Origin of the sequence: Microbacterium resistens (assembly GCF_021172025.1) — a bacterium.
Lineage (GTDB): Bacteria > Actinomycetota > Actinomycetes > Actinomycetales > Microbacteriaceae > Microbacterium > Microbacterium resistens.
Genome location: NZ_CP082781.1, coordinates 2,986,412 through 3,003,600, shown reverse-complemented (window position 1 = coordinate 3,003,600; position 17,189 = coordinate 2,986,412). Strand labels below are relative to the sequence as shown.

19 protein-coding genes are annotated in these 17,189 nt (G+C 71.3%); 7 read left to right on the top strand and 12 right to left on the bottom strand.

The window, feature by feature from the left end:
* Window positions 1-14: 14 nt before the first annotated feature.
* On the bottom strand, window positions 15-491 hold the full coding sequence (locus K8F61_RS14235; RefSeq protein WP_231819576.1) for a hypothetical protein: 477 nt from the start codon (window positions 489-491) through the stop codon (window positions 15-17).
* A complete protein-coding gene (locus K8F61_RS14230) occupies window positions 488-979 on the bottom strand; it encodes a DM13 domain-containing protein (RefSeq protein WP_231819575.1) in 492 nt (163 codons plus the stop codon). The genes K8F61_RS14235 and K8F61_RS14230 overlap by 4 nt, the downstream gene beginning before the upstream one ends.
* Before the next feature lie 146 nt (window positions 980-1,125).
* On the opposite strand from K8F61_RS14230, the gene K8F61_RS14225 reads away from it, so the two are divergent.
* Both K8F61_RS14225 and K8F61_RS14220 read left to right on the top strand, forming a co-directional pair.
* On the top strand, window positions 1,126-1,830 hold the full coding sequence (locus K8F61_RS14225; protein ID WP_231819574.1) for a response regulator transcription factor: 705 nt from the start codon (window positions 1,126-1,128) through the stop codon (window positions 1,828-1,830).
* Window positions 1,827-2,993 carry a sensor histidine kinase gene (locus tag K8F61_RS14220; RefSeq protein WP_231819573.1) on the top strand — a complete coding sequence of 389 codons (1,167 nt, stop codon included), beginning with the start codon at window positions 1,827-1,829 and terminating at the stop codon, window positions 2,991-2,993. Before K8F61_RS14225 ends, K8F61_RS14220 begins: the two co-directional genes overlap by 4 nt.
* A gap of 28 nt (window positions 2,994-3,021) precedes the next feature.
* On the opposite strand, the gene K8F61_RS14215 is transcribed toward K8F61_RS14220, so the two are convergent.
* The gene (locus tag K8F61_RS14215) at window positions 3,022-4,329 is read right to left on the bottom strand and encodes a cation:proton antiporter domain-containing protein (RefSeq protein WP_231819572.1); all 1,308 of its coding nucleotides are present in this window, start codon (window positions 4,327-4,329) and stop codon (window positions 3,022-3,024) included.
* Between the two features lie 111 nt (window positions 4,330-4,440).
* Window positions 4,441-5,370, bottom strand: a complete 930-nt coding sequence (locus tag K8F61_RS14210; RefSeq protein WP_231819571.1) for a LysR family transcriptional regulator — start codon at window positions 5,368-5,370, stop codon at window positions 4,441-4,443.
* Between the two features lie 76 nt (window positions 5,371-5,446).
* On the opposite strand from K8F61_RS14210, the gene K8F61_RS14205 reads away from it, so the two are divergent.
* Window positions 5,447-6,466, top strand: coding sequence for a YeiH family protein (locus K8F61_RS14205; protein WP_231819570.1), 1,020 nt, complete (start codon window positions 5,447-5,449; stop codon window positions 6,464-6,466).
* Between the two features lie 88 nt (window positions 6,467-6,554).
* Complete coding sequence (locus K8F61_RS14200) at window positions 6,555-7,217, top strand: hypothetical protein (protein ID WP_231819569.1); 663 nt, start codon at window positions 6,555-6,557, stop codon at window positions 7,215-7,217.
* 45 nt (window positions 7,218-7,262) lie between these two features.
* On the opposite strand, the gene corA is transcribed toward K8F61_RS14200, so the two are convergent.
* Window positions 7,263-8,279, bottom strand: a complete 1,017-nt coding sequence (gene corA, locus K8F61_RS14195) for a magnesium/cobalt transporter CorA (protein WP_067245397.1) — start codon at window positions 8,277-8,279, stop codon at window positions 7,263-7,265.
* A 40-nt stretch (window positions 8,280-8,319) separates the two neighbouring features.
* Window positions 8,320-9,633 carry a serine hydrolase domain-containing protein gene (locus K8F61_RS14190; RefSeq protein WP_231819568.1) on the bottom strand — a complete coding sequence of 438 codons (1,314 nt, stop codon included), beginning with the start codon at window positions 9,631-9,633 and terminating at the stop codon, window positions 8,320-8,322.
* A 158-nt stretch (window positions 9,634-9,791) separates the two neighbouring features.
* Here K8F61_RS14190 and K8F61_RS14185 point away from each other — a divergent pair, with 158 nt between their 5' ends.
* Complete coding sequence (locus K8F61_RS14185; protein ID WP_231819567.1) at window positions 9,792-10,100, top strand: DUF2470 domain-containing protein; 309 nt, start codon at window positions 9,792-9,794, stop codon at window positions 10,098-10,100.
* Between the two features lie 91 nt (window positions 10,101-10,191).
* Window positions 10,192-10,839: a biliverdin-producing heme oxygenase gene (locus K8F61_RS14180; RefSeq protein WP_067245390.1), complete on the top strand. Its 648-nt coding sequence runs from the start codon at window positions 10,192-10,194 to the stop codon at window positions 10,837-10,839.
* Between the two features lie 59 nt (window positions 10,840-10,898).
* Here K8F61_RS14180 and K8F61_RS14175 read toward each other — a convergent pair whose 3' ends face one another.
* Window positions 10,899-12,284 carry an ATP-dependent DNA helicase gene (locus K8F61_RS14175; RefSeq protein WP_219085228.1) on the bottom strand — a complete coding sequence of 462 codons (1,386 nt, stop codon included), beginning with the start codon at window positions 12,282-12,284 and terminating at the stop codon, window positions 10,899-10,901.
* 121 nt (window positions 12,285-12,405) lie between these two features.
* Here K8F61_RS14175 and K8F61_RS14170 point away from each other — a divergent pair, with 121 nt between their 5' ends.
* On the top strand, window positions 12,406-13,482 hold the full coding sequence (locus tag K8F61_RS14170) for a hypothetical protein (protein ID WP_231819566.1): 1,077 nt from the start codon (window positions 12,406-12,408) through the stop codon (window positions 13,480-13,482).
* 24 nt (window positions 13,483-13,506) lie between these two features.
* Here K8F61_RS14170 and K8F61_RS14165 read toward each other — a convergent pair whose 3' ends face one another.
* The 5 genes from K8F61_RS14165 to rpmB all read right to left on the bottom strand — a co-directional run bounded on the left by K8F61_RS14165 (window position 13,507) and on the right by rpmB (window position 17,083).
* Window positions 13,507-15,528 (bottom strand): bifunctional copper resistance protein CopD/cytochrome c oxidase assembly protein, encoded by a 2,022-nt coding sequence (locus K8F61_RS14165; protein WP_231821564.1) that lies wholly within the window; start codon window positions 15,526-15,528, stop codon window positions 13,507-13,509.
* 143 nt (window positions 15,529-15,671) lie between these two features.
* A complete protein-coding gene (locus tag K8F61_RS14160; protein WP_045250850.1) occupies window positions 15,672-15,959 on the bottom strand; it encodes an HU family DNA-binding protein in 288 nt (95 codons plus the stop codon).
* Between the two features lie 409 nt (window positions 15,960-16,368).
* Window positions 16,369-16,674 carry a 30S ribosomal protein S14 gene (gene rpsN, locus K8F61_RS14155; protein ID WP_067245380.1) on the bottom strand — a complete coding sequence of 102 codons (306 nt, stop codon included), beginning with the start codon at window positions 16,672-16,674 and terminating at the stop codon, window positions 16,369-16,371.
* 2 nt (window positions 16,675-16,676) lie between these two features.
* Complete coding sequence (rpmG, locus tag K8F61_RS14150) at window positions 16,677-16,847, bottom strand: 50S ribosomal protein L33 (RefSeq protein WP_046014935.1); 171 nt, start codon at window positions 16,845-16,847, stop codon at window positions 16,677-16,679.
* A complete protein-coding gene (gene rpmB, locus K8F61_RS14145; RefSeq protein ID WP_067245377.1) occupies window positions 16,847-17,083 on the bottom strand; it encodes a 50S ribosomal protein L28 in 237 nt (78 codons plus the stop codon). Before rpmB ends, rpmG begins: the two co-directional genes overlap by 1 nt.
* Window positions 17,084-17,189 lie beyond the last annotated feature (106 nt).

Genomic DNA, 17,189 nt, shown 5'->3' with positions numbered 1-17,189 from the left:
CCAACCTCATAGGATTACTTCCGATATACCGGATCCTCTCTTCGGAGCCGGCGCCGGCGGACGAGCGCGTCGATCGAAGCCACGGTGGCCGTCGGACCGGCCAGGAGGACGGCGGCGGCCAGCAGCGCCATGACCGGGTATTGGCCGATCAGCTGATCGGAGGCCCAGTAGAGCATGAGCGTCCCGATCGACGCGAAGGCCGCCCATCGGCCGAGCACCCCCGCCACCAGGAGCACCCCCAGAGCGATCTCCCCCGCGGGGACGACCCCTCCGAACAGGCCGGGTGCGGCCCGCATCGCCTCCGCCAGCGGCCCCAGGTAGGAGGGCGCACGACCGTTCCCGCCCGCGCTCCCCGCGACCAGGAGGATGTCGGCGGCGCCGAACCCCGCGCGGTACTTGACGATCCCCTCGGTCAGCCACAGCGCTCCGGCCACCACCCTGGCTGCGTCGCTCCCCAGCGACACGGCCAGGGCCGGGCGCCGGCCCGTCATGACAGCGACGCCGCCCCGAACACGGCCTTGGCCTTGTCGCAGTGGATCACCACGTCGGTGTATCCCGCGACGTCGATCCCGTCGAGCATGAAGGTCTGCGAGGCCTGGTCGTACGCGACGGCGTCGATCCGCATGCCCGCCGCGACCGCGGCCTCGTCCGTCCCGTTCGTCAGATAGACGTGCAGATCCGGGCCCTCGTCGGAGGAGAAGCCGGAGAGCGTCAGCGCGGTGCCCGAGACGGTCACCTCGCCGGCGACCCGCTTGCCGTTCAGTCCCGCGAAGGTGCCGGAGCGGTCCGCGGCCATCATGTCGTCCCCGTCATCGGTCATGTCCTCGGCCTCCGGGCTGGCGGACATCGACGGCTCCGGGGACATCGTCGGGTCCGACATCGCGGAGTCCGGAGTCGCGGGGTCCGCGGTCTGGCTGCAGCCGACGAACGAGCCGGCCAAGGCCAGGAGGACGATGCCGGTGAACACGGTCTTGCGCATGAGGGTTCCTTTCGTCCGCGGCCCCGATCCGGGCCGCCGTGGTGCTGGACCAGGACGATACGGATCCCGCCCCGCCGGTCGCAGCGCATCTTTCGAAGCCGTAAGAGCACCGTCGCCCGCGCCGGAGCGGGATTAGTCTCGACCGCATGGAAGCCCGGCCCCGCGTCGTCCTCGTGGAGGACGACGCCGACGTCCGCCACGCCGTGGGCGGCTATCTGCACGCCCAGGGCTACGCCGTGACGCTGTGCGCGACGGGCGACGCGGGCAGGCGCGCCCTGCGGGAGGTCGAGGCGGACGTCGTGGTCCTGGATCGGATGCTCCCCGGCGTCAGCGGAGACGAGCTCTGCGCCGAGCTGCGCGCCGGATCCCGTGCGCCGGTGCTCATGCTGACCGCGCTCGGCGACGTCGAGGACCGCATCGAGGGGCTGGAGCTCGGCGCGGACGACTACCTGGCCAAGCCGTTCTCCCTCCGCGAGCTCGCCCTCCGGGTGGCGGCGCTCATCCGCCGACGCGTCGAAGCCGCGGACGCGGCGGTCGTCCTCCGCGACGGCGACTTCGTCCTCGATCTCGCCCGGAGGACCGCGGCCGTGCGCGGCCGGGACATCCCGCTCGCGGCCCGCGAGTTCGACCTCCTCCGCTACCTGCTCGCGCACCCCGGCCGCACGATCGGCCGCGAGGAGCTGCTGCGGGAGGCGTGGGGGTGGGACGCGGGCGACTCCTCGACCGTCACGGTCCACGTGCGGCGGCTGCGGGAGAAGATCGAGGAGGATCCGCGCGATCCTCGCCACCTCGTCACGGAGTGGGGCACCGGATACCGGTTCGTCCCGGACGGAGGGCGTGTCCGCCCATGATGCCCCTCGACCTCGGCGACATCGCCGTCATCGTCCTGACCGCGGTCGCGTCCGCGCTCGTCGTCGCCGGAGCGGCGCTCCTCGCGCTGCGGCTGGTCCGCCGCCCCTCGCTGCGGATCCGGATGGCGATCGTCGCGGTGGCGGGCGTGGTCACGGTCGGCGTCGCGGTGCTCGCGATCGCGTTCGAGATGTACATCTCGCCGCACGACCTCACCGTGCTCGTCTGGGTGATCGGCGTCTCCCTGGTGCTCGGGCTCGGCGCGGCGGCGGTGACCGCCGGCGCGGCCCGACGGTCGCTCGCGGCGCTGTCGCACTCGGTTCACCGTGTCGGGGACGGCGACGTCGTCACCGCGCACGAGGGGCGATGGAGCGAGTTCGACGAGCTGTCGGCCGAGCTCGCCGACGTCTCCTCCCGCCTGGCGGACGCCCGCGAGGAGCTGGAGCGTCTGGACTCGGATCGGCGCCGGTTCTTCGCGTGGATCTCGCACGATCTGCGCACGCCGCTCACCGCCGTGCACGCCCTCGCCGAGAGCCTGGAGCTCGGCGTCGCGGACGACCCGCAGCGGGTCGCCGAGCAGGTGCGCGGCCAGGTGCGGACCATGAACCGGATGGTCGACGACCTGTTCGAGCTCTCCCGCCTCTCCTCCGGCTCGGTGCGCCTGCAGACCGAGCAGGTCGACCTCCTCGACGTCGTCTCCGGCGCGGTCGCGGACGTGGGGACGATCGCCGAGGCGCGGGGCGTCCGCATCACCCGCTCGGGCCTGGACGGGACGGCCGTGTGGGCGGATCCGCACAAGCTCACCCGCATCGTCGTGAACCTCCTCGGCAACGCCGTCCGGCACGCGCCGCCGGGCTCCGAGATCCACGTCTCCGCCACGGAGCTCGCCCCCGATCGACTCGTGCTCGGCGTCCTGGACCACGGCGGCGGCGTGGCCGTGGAGGACCTCGACCGGATGTTCGACGTCGGCTGGCGGGCGGATGTGGCGCGGAGCACGCCCGACGACGGGCTCGCCGCCGGCGCGGGGCTCGGGCTCGCCATCGCGCGGGGGCTCGCCCGCGCGCACGGCGGCGACGTCTACGCCGAGCACGCCGCCGGAGGCTTCCGGGTGAACGTGCTGCTGCCGCGGTCCTCCGGTGAGGATCCGGCGCCGCACACGATCTGACGCCGGACGGCTACGCCGAACGGACGCCTCAGTGCGTCGCGTGGTCTGCGCCCGCTGCGGACAGGGCGCTGCCGCGATCGAGTCGGCGCAACACCGTCGGAGCGACGACACCGTGCAGCAGAACGCTCAAGACGACCGTGACCACCATGACATCGAGAACGAGGTCCGCCTCGACGCTGTTCGTCGGCAGTGCGTTGAAGGCGAGCAGGCCGAAGACGATGGACGCGGTTCCCCGCGGGCCGAGGGCGCCGATGAGCACACGGTCCCGTCTCCCGACGGAACTGCCCATCAGCGAGAGCCAGACCGGCACCATCCGCAGAAGCGTCAGAGCCAGCACGGCGAAGAGGACCACCGCCGGATCGATCCCGTCGAGGACCGCCACAACCGCCGTGCCGCCGAGCATGAACCAGACGAGATTCGACGCGAGCAGACCCGTCTCCTCGACCAGGATCAGTTCCGCGTGGGGGATCGTCCGCTCAGGGAGACGACGCGTCCGAGCGACGCGATAGGCCACGCCGGCGACGAACGCCGCGACGAAGCCGTTCGCGTGCACGACGGGGATCAGGATCGCGACACCATAGGCGATGAGCGGAAGCAACAGCATGACGAAGCGCACACCGCCGTCATCGGCGAACCCCCGTGCATGCAGCACGCGCACAGCCCACCCCACGAGCGCTCCGAAGGCCACCCCGACGGCGATGGCGACCGCCGTCGCCGGAACCGCGGTGAGGAACGCGCTCACGAAGTGCTCCACCTCGGTGTCGAGCATGCCGTCGTCCTGGCCCGACTCGGCCCGCAGGACCCCGGTGATGACCACTGAGGTCGCCAGGGCCATGCCGAACAGCGGTGACACGAGGCCGTCGTTGTAACCGCTCTCGACGTTGAGGATCTGGCGGACCCGGGGCGGGACGTGCCGCAGGCGCAGGATCCGCGCGGCCGGGGCGAAGTCGGTAGGCATCACCACACAGGCGATGACGAGGATCACGAAGACCGAGTTCGGCATGACCAGCACTCCGGCGACCACGGCCAGGATGAGCGACAGCGGCAGACCGATCAGGATGAGACGGAGCGTCGCGCGTCCCTCTCCCCCGAAGATGCCCTTGCCGCTGACGGCGGTCGCATCGACGAACAGCAGGATGGCGAGGACGACCTCGACGACCTTCTCGCTCCACTCCGCGTCGATGGCGCCTTCGAAGGCCGGGAGATCGGCAGCCACCGTCGCCGCGCCGAGGACGATGAGGGCCGCAGGCCCGGCGACCCCCCAGCGCTCGAACCGATGCGAGACGAGCGACCAGAGCAGCACGGCCACCAGGCCGATCAGCACCAATGGGGACATCGCCGCTCCTTCTCACAGCGCGGCCGCCGACGCCTCGGCCCCGCGGGTCCCGTCCGACACCTCCTCGGTGTCTGCACGCCCACCGCTGAGGATATCGGTGCGGCGGCCCCGTCAGGTGCCCCCGGCGGCGGCGACCTCCAGGAGCGTCCGGCTCGTCGGCGTGAGGTCTCTCGTCGTTCCCCGCCAGAGCGCCGTGATCGGTCGGATCAGCCGCTCGCCCGCGATCGGCACGACGTGCAGGCGGCCGAGCCTGATGTCGTCGGCGACCGCGCGCCCGGAGAGGAGGGCGACGCCGAGCCCGCCCACGACGGCCGAGCGCACGGCCGCGGAGGTGGGGAGCACGGCCGCCGGTTCCGGCGCATCATGTCCCAGGCGTTCCCTGACGGTCCGCTCCCAGGCATCGCGGGTGCCGCTGCCGGACTCGCGCGCGACGATCGGCGTTGCGGCGACCTCCGCCAACGACACCTCGTCCCTCCGCGACCACGCATGCGCGGGCGCCACGACGAGGACCAACTCGTCGGTGGTCACGGCGGTGGACGCGAGGTCGTCGGGCACGCGGGGCGTCTCGATGAATCCGAGGTCCGCCGCACCCGAGCGCACCCGCGCGATCACGGCCTCGCTGTTGCCGGTCGCCAGGGTCACGGCGGTGGGGATGCGCCCCTCGTCCTGCTGACGCCTGCGGAGATCGACGAGCCAGCCCGGGAGCAGATGGGCCGAGACGGTCTGGCTCGCGGCGACCGTCAGCTCGCGCCGGCTCTCCTCGCGCAGGGTCTCGATCCCCGCTCGGAGACGGGAGGCGGCCGCGAGGACCTCCTCGCCCCAGCTGACGACGACCTCGCCCGCCGGCGTCGGGCGGACCCCGCCGGGCGAACGGCGGAAGAGCTCCAGCCCGACCTGTCGTTCCACGCTCCGCAGTCGCGCGGACGCCGACTGCTGCGTGACGCCGACCTCCCGCGCCCCCGCCGAGATCGACCCGTGCCGCGCCACCGCCGCGAGCAGCTCCAGGGCGGGCAGATCCGGCACCGTCCGCATCGTCTCCATCCCCACAGTCTGGTCCTGTATCTCCACCGGCACCACCCGGCTACCCGGCGCAGGACGGCTCGCGCACGCTGGATCCATGCCCTCCCCCGCCGCGTCCGCCGCCGATCGCCCGCGCCTGCTCGCCGTCGTCCCCGGAGTCGGCCTGACGGCCCTCATCGCCGCAGTGTCGACCGTTCTCGGCGGTCTGGCGCCCGTCGCCGGGTCCGCGCTGCCCGCCCTGCTCATCGGCGTCGCGATCTCGCTGTGGCGTCGGCCCGGTCCCCTGCTCGCCCCGGGCGTCGCGGTCTCCGGTCGCCTCCTCCTGCAGACCGCTGTCGTCCTGCTCGGTGTGCAGATGTCCGTGGCCGACGTCCTGCGCGTCGGGCTGGAGTCCCTCCCGGTCATGCTGACGAGCCTCGCCGTGTGCCTCCTCGGGGCGTGGGCTCTCGGTCGGGCGCTGCGGGTCGAGCGCCGCCTCACCACGTTGATCGGTGTGGGCACGGGGATCTGCGGCGCCTCCGCGATCGCGGCCGTCTCCCCCGTCATCGCGGCGACGGGAGCCGAGATCGCCTACGCCATGACCACGATCTTCCTGTTCAACGTGCTGGCCGTGGTCCTCTTCCCCTTGCTCGGGCATGCGCTTCAGCTCGATCCGCACACGTTCGGCCTGCTCGCCGGCACCGCGGTCAACGACACCAGCTCCGTCGTGGCGGCCGCAGCCGTCTACGGCTCCGCGGCGTTGGGCTTCGCGGTCGTCGTGAAGCTCGTTCGCACGCTCATGATCATCCCGATCAGCGTCGGACTCTCGATCGCCGAAGCCCGGCGCCACTCCCGCGGACGCCGGCTCACGCCGCGAGGGATCGTCCGGCTCGTGCCCTGGTTCCTCGTCGGCTTCCTCCTCGTCGCCGCCGTCACCTCCACGGGGATCGTCCCCGCGTCCGTCCGCGACGGCCTGTCGGCGATGAGCGGCTTCCTCATCGCGATGGCCCTCGCCGCGATCGGCCTGTCCACCGACGTCGCGGCCCTGCGCAGGGCCGGGTGGCGCCCCCTGGCGCTCGGAGCGATCCTGTGGATCCTGGTGACGGCGACATCCCTGGCGACGATCGCCCTGCTCTGACGACAGCGACGGGACCGTCCAGAGACGACGGTCCACGGCGACCAGGCGGTCACGGAGCCCAGATCGGGGTGGATGCCATGATGAAACGGTGTTCAGCTATGAGCTCCCCCCGTCGAGGGCCGTCCAGGCGCTGCGCAACGGCACACGCCCGGAAGCCGCCTTCCGGAACGTCTCGACCTTCCTGGCCCGCTGCACGACAACGACGGCACAATCGCCCGAGAGCATCAGAGTCACGGTGAACGACCACCCCGACCGGAGCACCCGGACGCTCCGCGAGCAGCTGGAGAGCCAGTTCGGAGCGGCGCGGGTTCACTTCGACGGGCTCTACACGCAGTACGCGTGGGATCCGTCCGTCACCATGCTCGACGCCGTCCTGACATTCGCCTTCACCACGGACGTGAGCGAACCTGCCGTCCGTCCTCTCGTCGAGACGCGGCTCGACTACTTCTTCGCTTTCACGGATCCCGCAACGGGAGCGCCGCTTCCCGGCCAGGACTCCGTCCCCGTCCCGCGGCCCGGTGGTGGTCTGCGTCGCTACCCCCACTCTCTTCTGTCGGTGTTTCTCGCGCGGCGGTCGACAGGGATGCCCGAGTGGCTGTTCCCTTTCGAGGATCAGGGAGAGTTCCAGGACTACCTCTCCTCGATCCGGGATCTCCTGCCGTTTCAGAAGTTCGACCTCCACGCGCTCCGACGCGTGCACCACGGCGCTAACGGTCCCTACCTGCGCCGCATCACCGTTCCGGCACTCTGACCGACGCCGCATTCGGCCGCTCTGGATCCGGAAGGACGCGGCGTCCTAGAGCCAGCCCTTGCGCTTGAAGACGAGGTACAGCACGAACGCGCCGCCCACCATGAGCCCGATGGCCATGGGGTACCCGAAGACCCAGTGCAATTCCGGCATCGCATCGAAGTTCATGCCGTAGACGCCCGCGACGATCGTCGGGGCGAAGAAGATGGCGGCCCAGCTGGAGATCTTCTTGACCTCCTCGCCCTGCCGGATGCTCTCCTCGGTCATCCGCCGCATCTCGTCGTTCTGGCGGCGGGCGACGATCGTCGACTCCACCGTGAGGGCGTTGTCCAGCACCGTGCGGAAGGTGGCCGAGCGGTCGATCACCCGGATGGTGTGGTCGAGGACGTCGCGCAGGTAGCGTTGCAGCTCGCCGTCGACGGCGTACTTCTCGGATCCCCGCAGGAGCGCCTCGAGCATCTCGCGCAGCGGCTGCGTCGCCCGCTGGAAGCCGATCACCTCGCGGGAGAGCTCGTAGATGCGCTGAGTGAGGTCGGACTCGGCCACGAACAGCTGCGCCTCGATCTCGTCGATGTCGTTCTCCAGGCCCGCCACGACCGGCGCGTACTCGTCGACGACCTCATCGAGGATCGCGTACAGCACCGCTTCCGGACCCCGCGCCAGCAGCGCGGGGTCGTTCTCCAGCCGGTGGCGCACCCGGCCCAGGCTCGGGGATTCGGCATGGCGGATCGTGACGACGAACGTGGGGCCCACGAACACGTGGAGCTCCCCGAACTCCACCTCCTCCACGTCGTCCAGGTACCGAGCGGGGCGCAGGACCAGGAAGAGCGTGTCGCCGTAGCGCTCCAGCTTCGAGCGCTGGTGCCCGGTCAGCGCGTCCTCCACCGCCAGCTCGTGGAGTCCGAACTCGGCCGCGACCTGGCGCACCTCCTCCTCGCTGGGCCGGTAGAGCCCGATCCACCCCATGCCTCCGCGGGCATGCATCAGCTCGAAGGTCTCCGCGAGCGACGCCGGGTTCTCCGTGCGCACGCCGTCGACGTAGATGCCGTTGTCGACGATCGCCATCGACGCCTCCTCCTCGCTCAGCTCGGCGGACGACCGACGGTCAGTCGTCGTCGCCCTCGCCCTCGTCCTCCCCGGCGGGCTCCTCCGCGGCCGGCTGGTCGACGGGGCAGATCGCCTGGCTGCCGATCACCTCGTGGTACTGCTCCGCGGTGAAGGGGAGCCCGAACTCGGGGGCGGCGGCGCCCTTGGCGGCGGGGGCCTTCGACCCGATCGCGGCGAGCTCGAAGGCGAGCGCCGAGATCAGCGCACCGCCGCCCGAGGAGCCGTTGAGCACGACGGCGACCGTGAAGCCGCTCGCCGGGTCCGAGTACGCGGCGGTGAGGTAGCCGGGCGCCCAGCCCTGCTGTCCCACCATCGTCCCCACGAGGTACCCGCCTCCCGTCGCCTGGAACCAGGACGGCGCGCCGTCATAGGCCGGCAGGGGCGCGCCGAAGCGGGCGGGCTCGTCCTTGGTGCGCAGCGCCTGCTTCGCCTCGGCCTGCGCGTAGCGGCCGAGGTCCTCGATCGTCGAGACCACGCCCGAGTCGGTGAACCCGATGCTCGCGGAGCTCACCGTGACGTCCACCGGAGCGGCGCAGTCGTAGCCGCCCTCCGGCGTCCGCGGCGCGTACGTGCCCGCGAGCACGGGCCCGTCGCTCGGCGCGGCCGGCCGCGCCGAGGGGAGGCTCGTGCTGTTCAGGCCCAGAGGACCCGTGACGTAGGTGCGGATCAGGGACGCGGCGCTCTGGCCGCTCGCCCGCTCGAGCGCCTGGCCGAGGAGAAGGTACGCCGCGTCGGAGTCCCGGAAACCGCCGCCCGGGGCCGTGCGCTGCTGCTCCATCCCGTAGCTCGCGAGCTCCTTCGGGTTCCACATGCGCGTGGGGTTCGAGAGCCAGTTCGACTCCGCGATCGACGAGCTCAGCCCCAGGCCGGACGTGCCGTTGCAGAGGTCCAGGAGCGTCACGTCGGCCAGATCGGGGACGCCGGCGACCCACGTCGTCACGGAGTCCTCCAGCGCCACGGTGCCGCGGTCCGCCAGCGCATAAAGCACGTCGCACGTCATGAGCCGCGTGACGTCGCCGATGCGGAAGGCCATGTCCGTGCTGGCGGGAGTCTCGTCCCCGGGGCCCGCGGTCCCGATCCCGGTGACCCACGAGCCGCTCCACGGCGCCCAGACGCCGACGACCGCGCCCGTGGAACCGCTGGCAGCCATCGCGTGGGCCACGGCGTCGTGCAGCTGCGTCTGGAGGTCCTCCGGCAGCGCGCCCTCGACCTGCGGAGCCGGCGTGTACGCGGGGCTCGACTCAGGGGCGCACCCCGTCAGCGCGAGCGCGACGATCACCGCTCCCGCTGCCGCGATGCGCGTACGACGCATGGTCCGTCCGTGCACAGAAACCCCCCTGGATGTCTGAGGAGAGTCTAAGGGCCGGGCCTCCGCGTCCTCGTCATCCCTACGGATGATCCCGATCCCGCCCGTGCGCGGACGGCCGGCGGGCCGGGTCCGGGACGTCCCCTCCTGCGTAGAGTGGGGCCATGCCCAGCCCCTTCTCCGACGAGGTCGTCGCGGCGGTCCTCCGCCACATGAACGGCGATCATCAGGACGACAACCTGCTCATCGCGCGCGCGTTCGGCGGCGCCGACATCGTCTCGGCATCGATGCGCGGCTTCGACGGGGACGCCGGCGAGTGGACCGTCAGCCGCGCGTCCGGGGCTCCGGAGACGCTGCGCGTGCCCTGGCCGGGCGGTCCCATCCAGGAGCGACCCGAGGTGCGTCGCGAGGTCGTGGCCCTGTATGACGCCGCGTGCGCCGCCCTCGGCGTGGATGCTCGCCCACACGACTGACCTGCGAGCCGGCTGAGCGATCCCGATCCGCCGGCTCGGAATCCCCGTCTTTCGCTGGGTGCGGAAGTTAGGTGTGCCTTACACTCGTGCCATGGCCGAGATCGTCTCCTTCTCCGCGGCGCTGCGCGAGCGCTCCTCCGGGTCGCACTCGCGCAGTGAGCACGCCGGTTTCATGGCCTCGCTCCTGAGCGGCGAGGCGTCCCGGGAGGACTACGTCTCCCTCGTCGCTCAGCACTACTTCATCTACGAGGCGCTCGAAGAGGTGGGCGAACGGATGCGGAAGGATCCCGTCGCGTCCGTCTTCCTCAGCGACGCGCTCACCCGGCTGCCCGCCCTCGAAGCGGACCTGGACTTCCTCGTCGGCCCCGAATGGCGAGAGCGCATCGCGCCGCTGCCGGCGACCGCCCGCTACGTGGAGCGCATCCGCCAGGTCGGCGCGACCTGGCCCGGCGGTTTCGTCGCCCACCACTACACCCGCTACCTCGGCGACCTGTCCGGCGGCCTGTTCATCGGCCGGGTCATGGCCCGGCGATTCGGCTTCGAGACGAACGGGATCGGGTTCTACCTCTTCGACGCCATCGCCGACCCCGCCGCCTTCAAGGACGTCTACCGCGAGCAGCTGGACGCCGCTCCGTGGGACGAGGCCGAGCGCGAGCGGGTGATCGACGAGGTGCTGCTCGCCTACCGTTTCAACACCGAGCTGTTCGAGGAGCTCGAGGCGCAGCGCCTCGCCGCCTGACGCCCGCCCGCCCCGGTCGTTGAGCGAGCGCAGCGAGACGAAACGCCCCGCCGGGAGGCTCAGGCGGGAAGGACCGGGGTCGAGCCCTGCCGCGCCTCCCAGGCCGCGCGCATGAAGCGGCGCACGTCCTCGTCCACGCGGATGTCGCTCGGACGCAGCGGGCGGGACAGGTACAGCCCGTCGAGGGAGGTGAGCCGGGACAGCGCTACGTACGTCTGCCCGGGCGCGAATGCGCCGGAGCCCAGATCCACGATCGCGCGGTCGTACGTCTTGCCCTGCGACTTGTGGATCGTCACGGCCCACGCGAGACGGAGCGGGAACTGCGTGAACTCGGCCACGACCTCGCGCGACAGCGTCTTGGTCCCCGGGTTGTAGGCGTAGCGGAACCTCTCCCACACGGCGGGCTCGACGTCCACCTCCTCCCCGTCGATCTCGACCCGCACCGTGTCGCCCAGGATCCGCGTGACCGTGCCGATCGTGCCGTTCACCCAGCGGGGCGGCTCCCCCTGCACGCCGGCGTCGTTGCGCAGGAACATCACCTGCGCCCCGACCTTCAGCTTGAGCTCGGCGTCCGCGGGGTAGTTCGCCTCCCCGCGGCCGAAGTCGCCCGACACCTCGGCCTTCGCGGTCTGCTCGCGGCCCGGGAGCGCCGCGAGGTGACGCCGATTGATGCTGTTGACGATGTCGTTGCGGGTCGCGAGCGTGATGATGGGCGGCTCCCCCGGCTCCGGCTCCGGGGGCGTCCGCGCGCCGGCGGCGTTCAGCGCGCCCGCGATCTCCGCCGTCACCCGGCCGTACCGGACGGCGTTCAGCATCGCCTTGAACCCGTCGTCGGCCTGCCGGTGGATGCGGACGAGCTCGCGCACGTGCAGCGGCGCCCCGTGCTCGCCGACGTCCAGCATGCCCGCCTCGTCGGCGGCGCCCCCGGTCCAGACCTTCGCGTCGAAGAACCAGAACGAGCGGTAGTGGTCCTGGATGTAGCGCAGCTCGTCGCCGCGCGGGGGCACCGGCGCCAGCTGGTACGGGTCGCCGAACATCACGACCTGCACGCCGCCGAACGGCTCTCCCCGGCGCCCGCGAGCCTGGCGCAGGGATCGATCGATCCCGTCCATGAGGTCCGCGTTGACCATCGAGACCTCGTCGATCACGAGCGTGTCGATCGCGTTCAGGATCCGCCGCGTGGCGTCGGACTGATCCAGCTCGGTGTCGGCGATGAGCCCGATGGGGAGGCGGAAGAGCGAGTGGATCGTCTGCCCCTCGACGTTCAGCGCGGCCACCCCGGTGGGCGCGCACACCGCGATCTGCTTGCTCGTGTTCCAGGCGAAGTGCTGCAGGAGCGTGGACTTCCCCGTCCCGGCGCGGCCGGTGACGAACACGTGGTCCCTGGTGTCCTCGATGAGGCGGAACAGCTCGTGCTGCTCGTCGGACAGGGTGGGGATGCTCACGGATGCTCAGGCTCTCGGACAGGGGATGCGCACACCATGGTACGGCGCCCTCCTCCGGGCGCGGCGCACCTCTCCGAGGGCATTCGGGCTCGGCACAGTCCCACTGCCTAGACTGGCGCCCATGGAGCAGCCGAGCGACGTCCCGACGCGCCGTCGTCCGGCTCGCCTGTCGTCGGATCTCGCGCTGCTGGGCGTGGTCGCGCTCGTTCTCGTCGCCGCGCTGGGCGCCGGCGGCGTCACCCTGTACCGCGAGTTCTACAGCCCCTCGGCGTTCGTCACGCGCTACCTCGACCTCCTCGCGCAGCACCGCGCCTCTGACGCCCTGCGCCTCCCCGGGGTGGCCCTGGATCGCGAGGCGCTGGACGGGGATGCGGCCGCCGCCTCGGACGCGCTTCTGCGCGGAACGGCTCTCGCTCCCCTGACCGACTACACCGTCGCCGACGAGCGCGTGGACGGGGACGAGACCCTCGTCACCGTGGAGTACCGCGCGGGCGGGCACGCCGGACGGACGACCTTCCACGTCGCCCGGGAGGGCTGGCTCGGGGTCGCGCCGACGTGGCGGTTCTCGCAGAGCCCCCTCGCGGTCGTGTCGCTGACGGTGCGCGGCGCCGAGCAGTTCACGGTGAACGGATTCGAGCTCGACCGGCGTCAGGTCGCGGCCGGGGGCGTGGACGCGCCGCCGCTGGAGCCGGTGCCGCTCCTCGTCTTCTCCCCTGGCCTGTACTCCGTGAGCGTGGACACCCCGATGTCGGCCACGCCCGGGATCGGGGTCCTCGCGGACGCGCCCGGTGCGACCGTCCCGGTCGACGTCCAGGCCCAGCCGACGGACCAGTTCGTGCAGGTCGTGCAGGAGCGGGTGGACGAGTTCCTCACTCAGTGCGCCACGCAGCAGGTGCTCATGCCGGCGGGATGCCCGTTCGGGATGACGGTGCAGAACAAGCTCGCCTCCGACCCGCACTGGTCGATCGTGGAGATGCCGAAGGTCTCCGTGGAGCCCGACGGCGCGAACTGGCGGATCCCGCCGACGGACGCGGTCGCGCACATCGTCGTCGACGTCCAGTCGCTGTACGACGGCAGCATCCGCGAGGTGGACGAGGACGTGCGGTTCCGGATCGATGCCACGATCCAGGTGCTCCCGGACGGCGCCGCCTCCATCGTCGTCGGCTCCCCGGACCTTCCCATCGACGACGGCGACTGATCGGCCGCCCGATCACTGTGACGGTCAGCGCCGGGGGGGCGCCTGCCGCGCCTCCCGCTCCGCCGCGCGGCGGTCCTTCTCCGCGAGCTCGGCCAGGCGCGCGTTGTACTCGGCCAGCTCCGCGTCGCCGGTGCGGTCCGCGTGACGGTCGGCCCGCTTCTCCGCGCGGGCGTCGCTGCGGCTCCACTGGATCGCGACGGTGATGGCGAGGATGAGCGTGGGGATCTCGCCGATCGACCACGCGATGCCGCCGCCGATGTACTGGTCCTCCATCGGCGTCGGCCCCCAGGTCCGCCCCATCGATCCGAACCACTCCGCCACCATGAGCCCGGACTGCATCATGATCGCCATCCCGAAGAAGGCGTGCATGGCCATGACCGCGATGAGCGTGATCAGCCGGCCGGGGTAGGGCAGGCGCTTGGGCACGGGATCGGCGCCGATCAGGGAGAGCACGAAGAGGTAGCCGGAGATGAGGAAGTGGATCGTCATCCACTGGTGCCCGATGTGGTCCTTCATCGCCCAGCGCACGAGGTCCGTGAAGTAGAACGCCCACAGCGACACGATGAAGATCGCCGCGGCCGCGAACGGGTTCGTGACGACCTTCGAGAACGGCGAGTGCACGGCCCAGAGGATCCACTCCCGCCCGCCGCGCGTTCCGTCCTCGCGCTTGTCGATCGCACGCAGCGCCAGGGTGACCGGCGCGCCGGACACGAGCAGCAACGGGATCGCCATCGACAGCATCATGTGCCCCATCATGTGGATGCTGAAGAGGAACTCCTGATAGGCGTTGATCGGCCCACCGGTCACCCAGACGAGCAGCAGCATGCCGAGGATCCAGAGGACGGTGCGGTGCACGGGCCAGGAGTCGCCGCGGGCCCGCAGCCGGCGGACGCCGGCCAGGTAGAAGACGATCCCGAACGCCGCCGCGGTCAGCCAGATCAGGTCGATGTTCCACTGGGTGAACCAGCGGTCGAGGGTGAACTCGGGCGGAAGGGGCGATCCGGTGAGGATCTCCGCCGGTGTCCGGGACGACGCCGGCTCGGTCCCGGTCGGCGGGGGCGTGCGGGCCAGGGCCGCCGCCGCTCCCGAGGCCAGTCCCATGAGCGCGAGCTCGGCGAGCACCAGGGTCCAGAACCAGCGGGTCGCGTTCCCGGTGGTCTCGATGCGGGGGATCAGCCGCGTGCGGTACCAGGCGCCGAACGCGCCCAGCAGGAGCAGCAGCACCGCCTTCGCGATGACGAGCGCGCCGTATCCGGAGGACCACAGCGCTTCCCAGGTGCCGACGGCGACGATGGCGCGGGCCACGCCCGAGACGGCGACCACGGCGTACGCCGCCAGGGCGATCGCGGAGTATCGGCGCAGGAGCGGGCCGAAGCGGGTGAGCTCGGTGCGCGTGCCGTGCAGGATCACCAGCAGCACCAGGCCGCCGAGCCAGACGGCCGCGCCCAGCGTGTGGAGCAGGATCGAGTTCACCGCGGCGGTGTGCCCGGCGAGGTCGCCCGCGTGTCCCTCGGTGGCGAGCGGGATGAAGGCCGCCGCCGCGAGGATCGCGGTGAGGAGGGCCGCGAGCCAGCTGCGGAAGGCGAACGCGGAGATCGTGATCACGGCCGCGGCGAGGACGGTGATCAGCCAGGCGCGACCGAGGTTGGTCTCGACGAGGAACCGCCCGAACTGCGCACCGAACTCGGGCCCCGAGTCGAGCTTGACCGGGAACACGTTCATGAACGTGAGGAAGGCCGCCCCCGCGGACGAGACCGTGAACACCGCGGCGCCGATGGATGCGGCGTCCAGCGCCACGTCGAACGACCGCTTCCCGCTCTGCAGCCCGAACAGCGCGAGCACGAGCGAGCCCAGCATGACGGCGCCGCTGAGGTTGCTGAGCAGCTTCACCAGCGGGAGCCCCCAGCGCACCACCGGTCCCGAGTCGGCGATCACGGCCGGAGCCGCGCCCCCGCCGAGGGCCAGTCCGACGAGCGCGGCGACGACGGCGGCCACCACGAGGATCACGGGTCCCGCGATGCGCGAGACGGCGGCCTGCGTCGACACGACGCCCTTCGTCGGGGGCGGGCTGGACGGGCGGTTCACCCCTCCAGCCTAGGCGCGTCACCTATGCGCCCCCGGCGCAGCCCGGTGGGGACGCTGAAGGCCGTCCCGCAGCGACTGCGGGACGGCCTTCGAGGCGAGACGTCTTACTTGACGGCGGCCTTGAGCTTGGAGCCGGCGGTCACCTTGACGCGCTTGCCGGCCGGGATCTTGATCTCGGCGCCGGTCTGCGGGTTGCGGCCGGTGCGCGCGGCGGTCGCGACCTGCTCGAAGGAGATCCAGCCCGGGATCGAGACCTTGCTGCCCTTGGCAACGGCGTCCGAGACCGTGGCGAACAGAGCGTCGAGCACGCCCGAGACAGCAGCCTGGCTCTGACCGGTGGCGCTGGCGATGCTCGCGACGAGCTCGGTCTTGGTGATGGACTTGTCAGCCATGTCATCCTCCAGCGACGAAAGGCTCGTCGCTTGTTTTTCGAAGTTCCGCGGGGCGGACGCCCCCCGTTGGTCGAATGACCGCCTCGAATGTATCAACTCCGCCCCGTTTTTCCGCGTCATTTCGCGGGTTTCCACGTATTGGGGCGGCGTGTCGCGCCTCATGCGTCACACCAGTCACACCCGTGATCCCCAGACGTGCCCGCGCCCCTTCCCGTGCAGCGGCCACAACAGCAGACGACTGCCACTCCGGCGGAGGCCGCACGTCGGATCCACCGCCGATGCGCGGGTTCTCCGACGCGGCAGCGCGGCAGGGCAGGGAGCGCGGCGGCGCGGCAGGGCAAGGGAGACGGGCAGGGACGCAGAAGGGGCGAGGATCCGAAGATCCTCGCCCCTTCTGAAGGCGTCGTGCTTACCAGCTCGACTTGGTCACGCCGGGGAGCTCCCCGCGGTGCGCCATGTCACGGAAGCGGACGCGCGAGATGCCGAACTTCGTGAGGACACCGCGCGGACGGCCGTCGATGACGTCGCGCGAGCGCAGACGCACCGGCGACGCGTTGCGGGGAAGCTTCTGCAGGCCGACGCGGGCGGCCTCGCGCTGCTCGTCGGTCGAGTTCGGGTCGACCAGAGCCTTCTTGAGCTCCAGACGACGCTCGGCGTAGCGGTCGACGACCGCCTTGCGCTGCTCGTTGCGAGCGATCTTGCTCTTCTTGGCCATGATTAACGCTCCTCGCGGAATTCGACGTGCTTGCGAACCACCGGGTCGTACTTCTTCAGCACGAGGCGGTCGGGGGTGTTGCGGCGGTTCTTCTTGGTCACGTAGGTGTACCCCGTGCCCGCCGTCGAGCGCAGCTTGATGATCGGACGGACGTCCTGAGCCTTCTTCGCCATTAGAGCTTCACACCCTTCGCAAGGAGGTCCTTGACCACGTTCTCGATGCCGCGCGCGTCGATCACCTTGATGCCCTTGGCGGACACGTTCAGGGTGACCTTACGGCCGAGGGACGGGACGTAGTAGGTCTTCTTCTGCACGTTCGGGTCGAAGCGGCGCTTCGTCCGGCGGTGCGAGTGCGAGACGTTGTGACCGAAGCCGGGAACAGCACCGGTCACCTGGCACACTGCTGCCATGATGGTGACTCCTTCATTACCGTGAGGCCGGACGGCCCCACCCAAGATCCCTTGTCTGCACGCCTCGTCCGCACATTCGGAACGGGGAGGCATACGAACTACGCAC

What these genes read in the sequence shown, in the direction of transcription:
- rpmB (WP_067245377.1), bottom strand. Translation starts at nt 17,083, where the DNA reads ATGGCAGCAGTGTGCCAGGTGACCGGTGCTGTTCCCGGCTTCGGTCAC.
- rpsN (WP_067245380.1), bottom strand. Translation starts at nt 16,674, where the DNA reads ATGGCCAAGAAGAGCAAGATCGCTCGCAACGAGCAGCGCAAGGCGGTC.
- K8F61_RS14180 (WP_067245390.1), top strand. Translation starts at nt 10,192, where the DNA reads ATGGCCGAGATCGTCTCCTTCTCCGCGGCGCTGCGCGAGCGCTCCTCC.
- corA (WP_067245397.1), bottom strand. Translation starts at nt 8,279, where the DNA reads ATGGCGATCGTCGACAACGGCATCTACGTCGACGGCGTGCGCACGGAG.
- K8F61_RS14225 (WP_231819574.1), top strand. Translation starts at nt 1,126, where the DNA reads ATGGAAGCCCGGCCCCGCGTCGTCCTCGTGGAGGACGACGCCGACGTC.
- K8F61_RS14215 (WP_231819572.1), bottom strand. Translation starts at nt 4,329, where the DNA reads ATGTCCCCATTGGTGCTGATCGGCCTGGTGGCCGTGCTGCTCTGGTCG.
- K8F61_RS14170 (WP_231819566.1), top strand. Translation starts at nt 12,406, where the DNA reads ATGGAGCAGCCGAGCGACGTCCCGACGCGCCGTCGTCCGGCTCGCCTG.
- K8F61_RS14190 (WP_231819568.1), bottom strand. Translation starts at nt 9,633, where the DNA reads ATGCGTCGTACGCGCATCGCGGCAGCGGGAGCGGTGATCGTCGCGCTC.
- rpmG (WP_046014935.1), bottom strand. Translation starts at nt 16,847, where the DNA reads ATGGCGAAGAAGGCTCAGGACGTCCGTCCGATCATCAAGCTGCGCTCG.
- K8F61_RS14220 (WP_231819573.1), top strand. Translation starts at nt 1,827, where the DNA reads ATGATGCCCCTCGACCTCGGCGACATCGCCGTCATCGTCCTGACCGCG.
- K8F61_RS14160 (WP_045250850.1), bottom strand. Translation starts at nt 15,959, where the DNA reads ATGGCTGACAAGTCCATCACCAAGACCGAGCTCGTCGCGAGCATCGCC.
- K8F61_RS14205 (WP_231819570.1), top strand. Translation starts at nt 5,447, where the DNA reads ATGCCCTCCCCCGCCGCGTCCGCCGCCGATCGCCCGCGCCTGCTCGCC.
- K8F61_RS14210 (WP_231819571.1), bottom strand. Translation starts at nt 5,370, where the DNA reads ATGGAGACGATGCGGACGGTGCCGGATCTGCCCGCCCTGGAGCTGCTC.
- K8F61_RS14235 (WP_231819576.1), bottom strand. Translation starts at nt 491, where the DNA reads ATGACGGGCCGGCGCCCGGCCCTGGCCGTGTCGCTGGGGAGCGACGCA.
- K8F61_RS14230 (WP_231819575.1), bottom strand. Translation starts at nt 979, where the DNA reads ATGCGCAAGACCGTGTTCACCGGCATCGTCCTCCTGGCCTTGGCCGGC.
- K8F61_RS14185 (WP_231819567.1), top strand. Translation starts at nt 9,792, where the DNA reads ATGCCCAGCCCCTTCTCCGACGAGGTCGTCGCGGCGGTCCTCCGCCAC.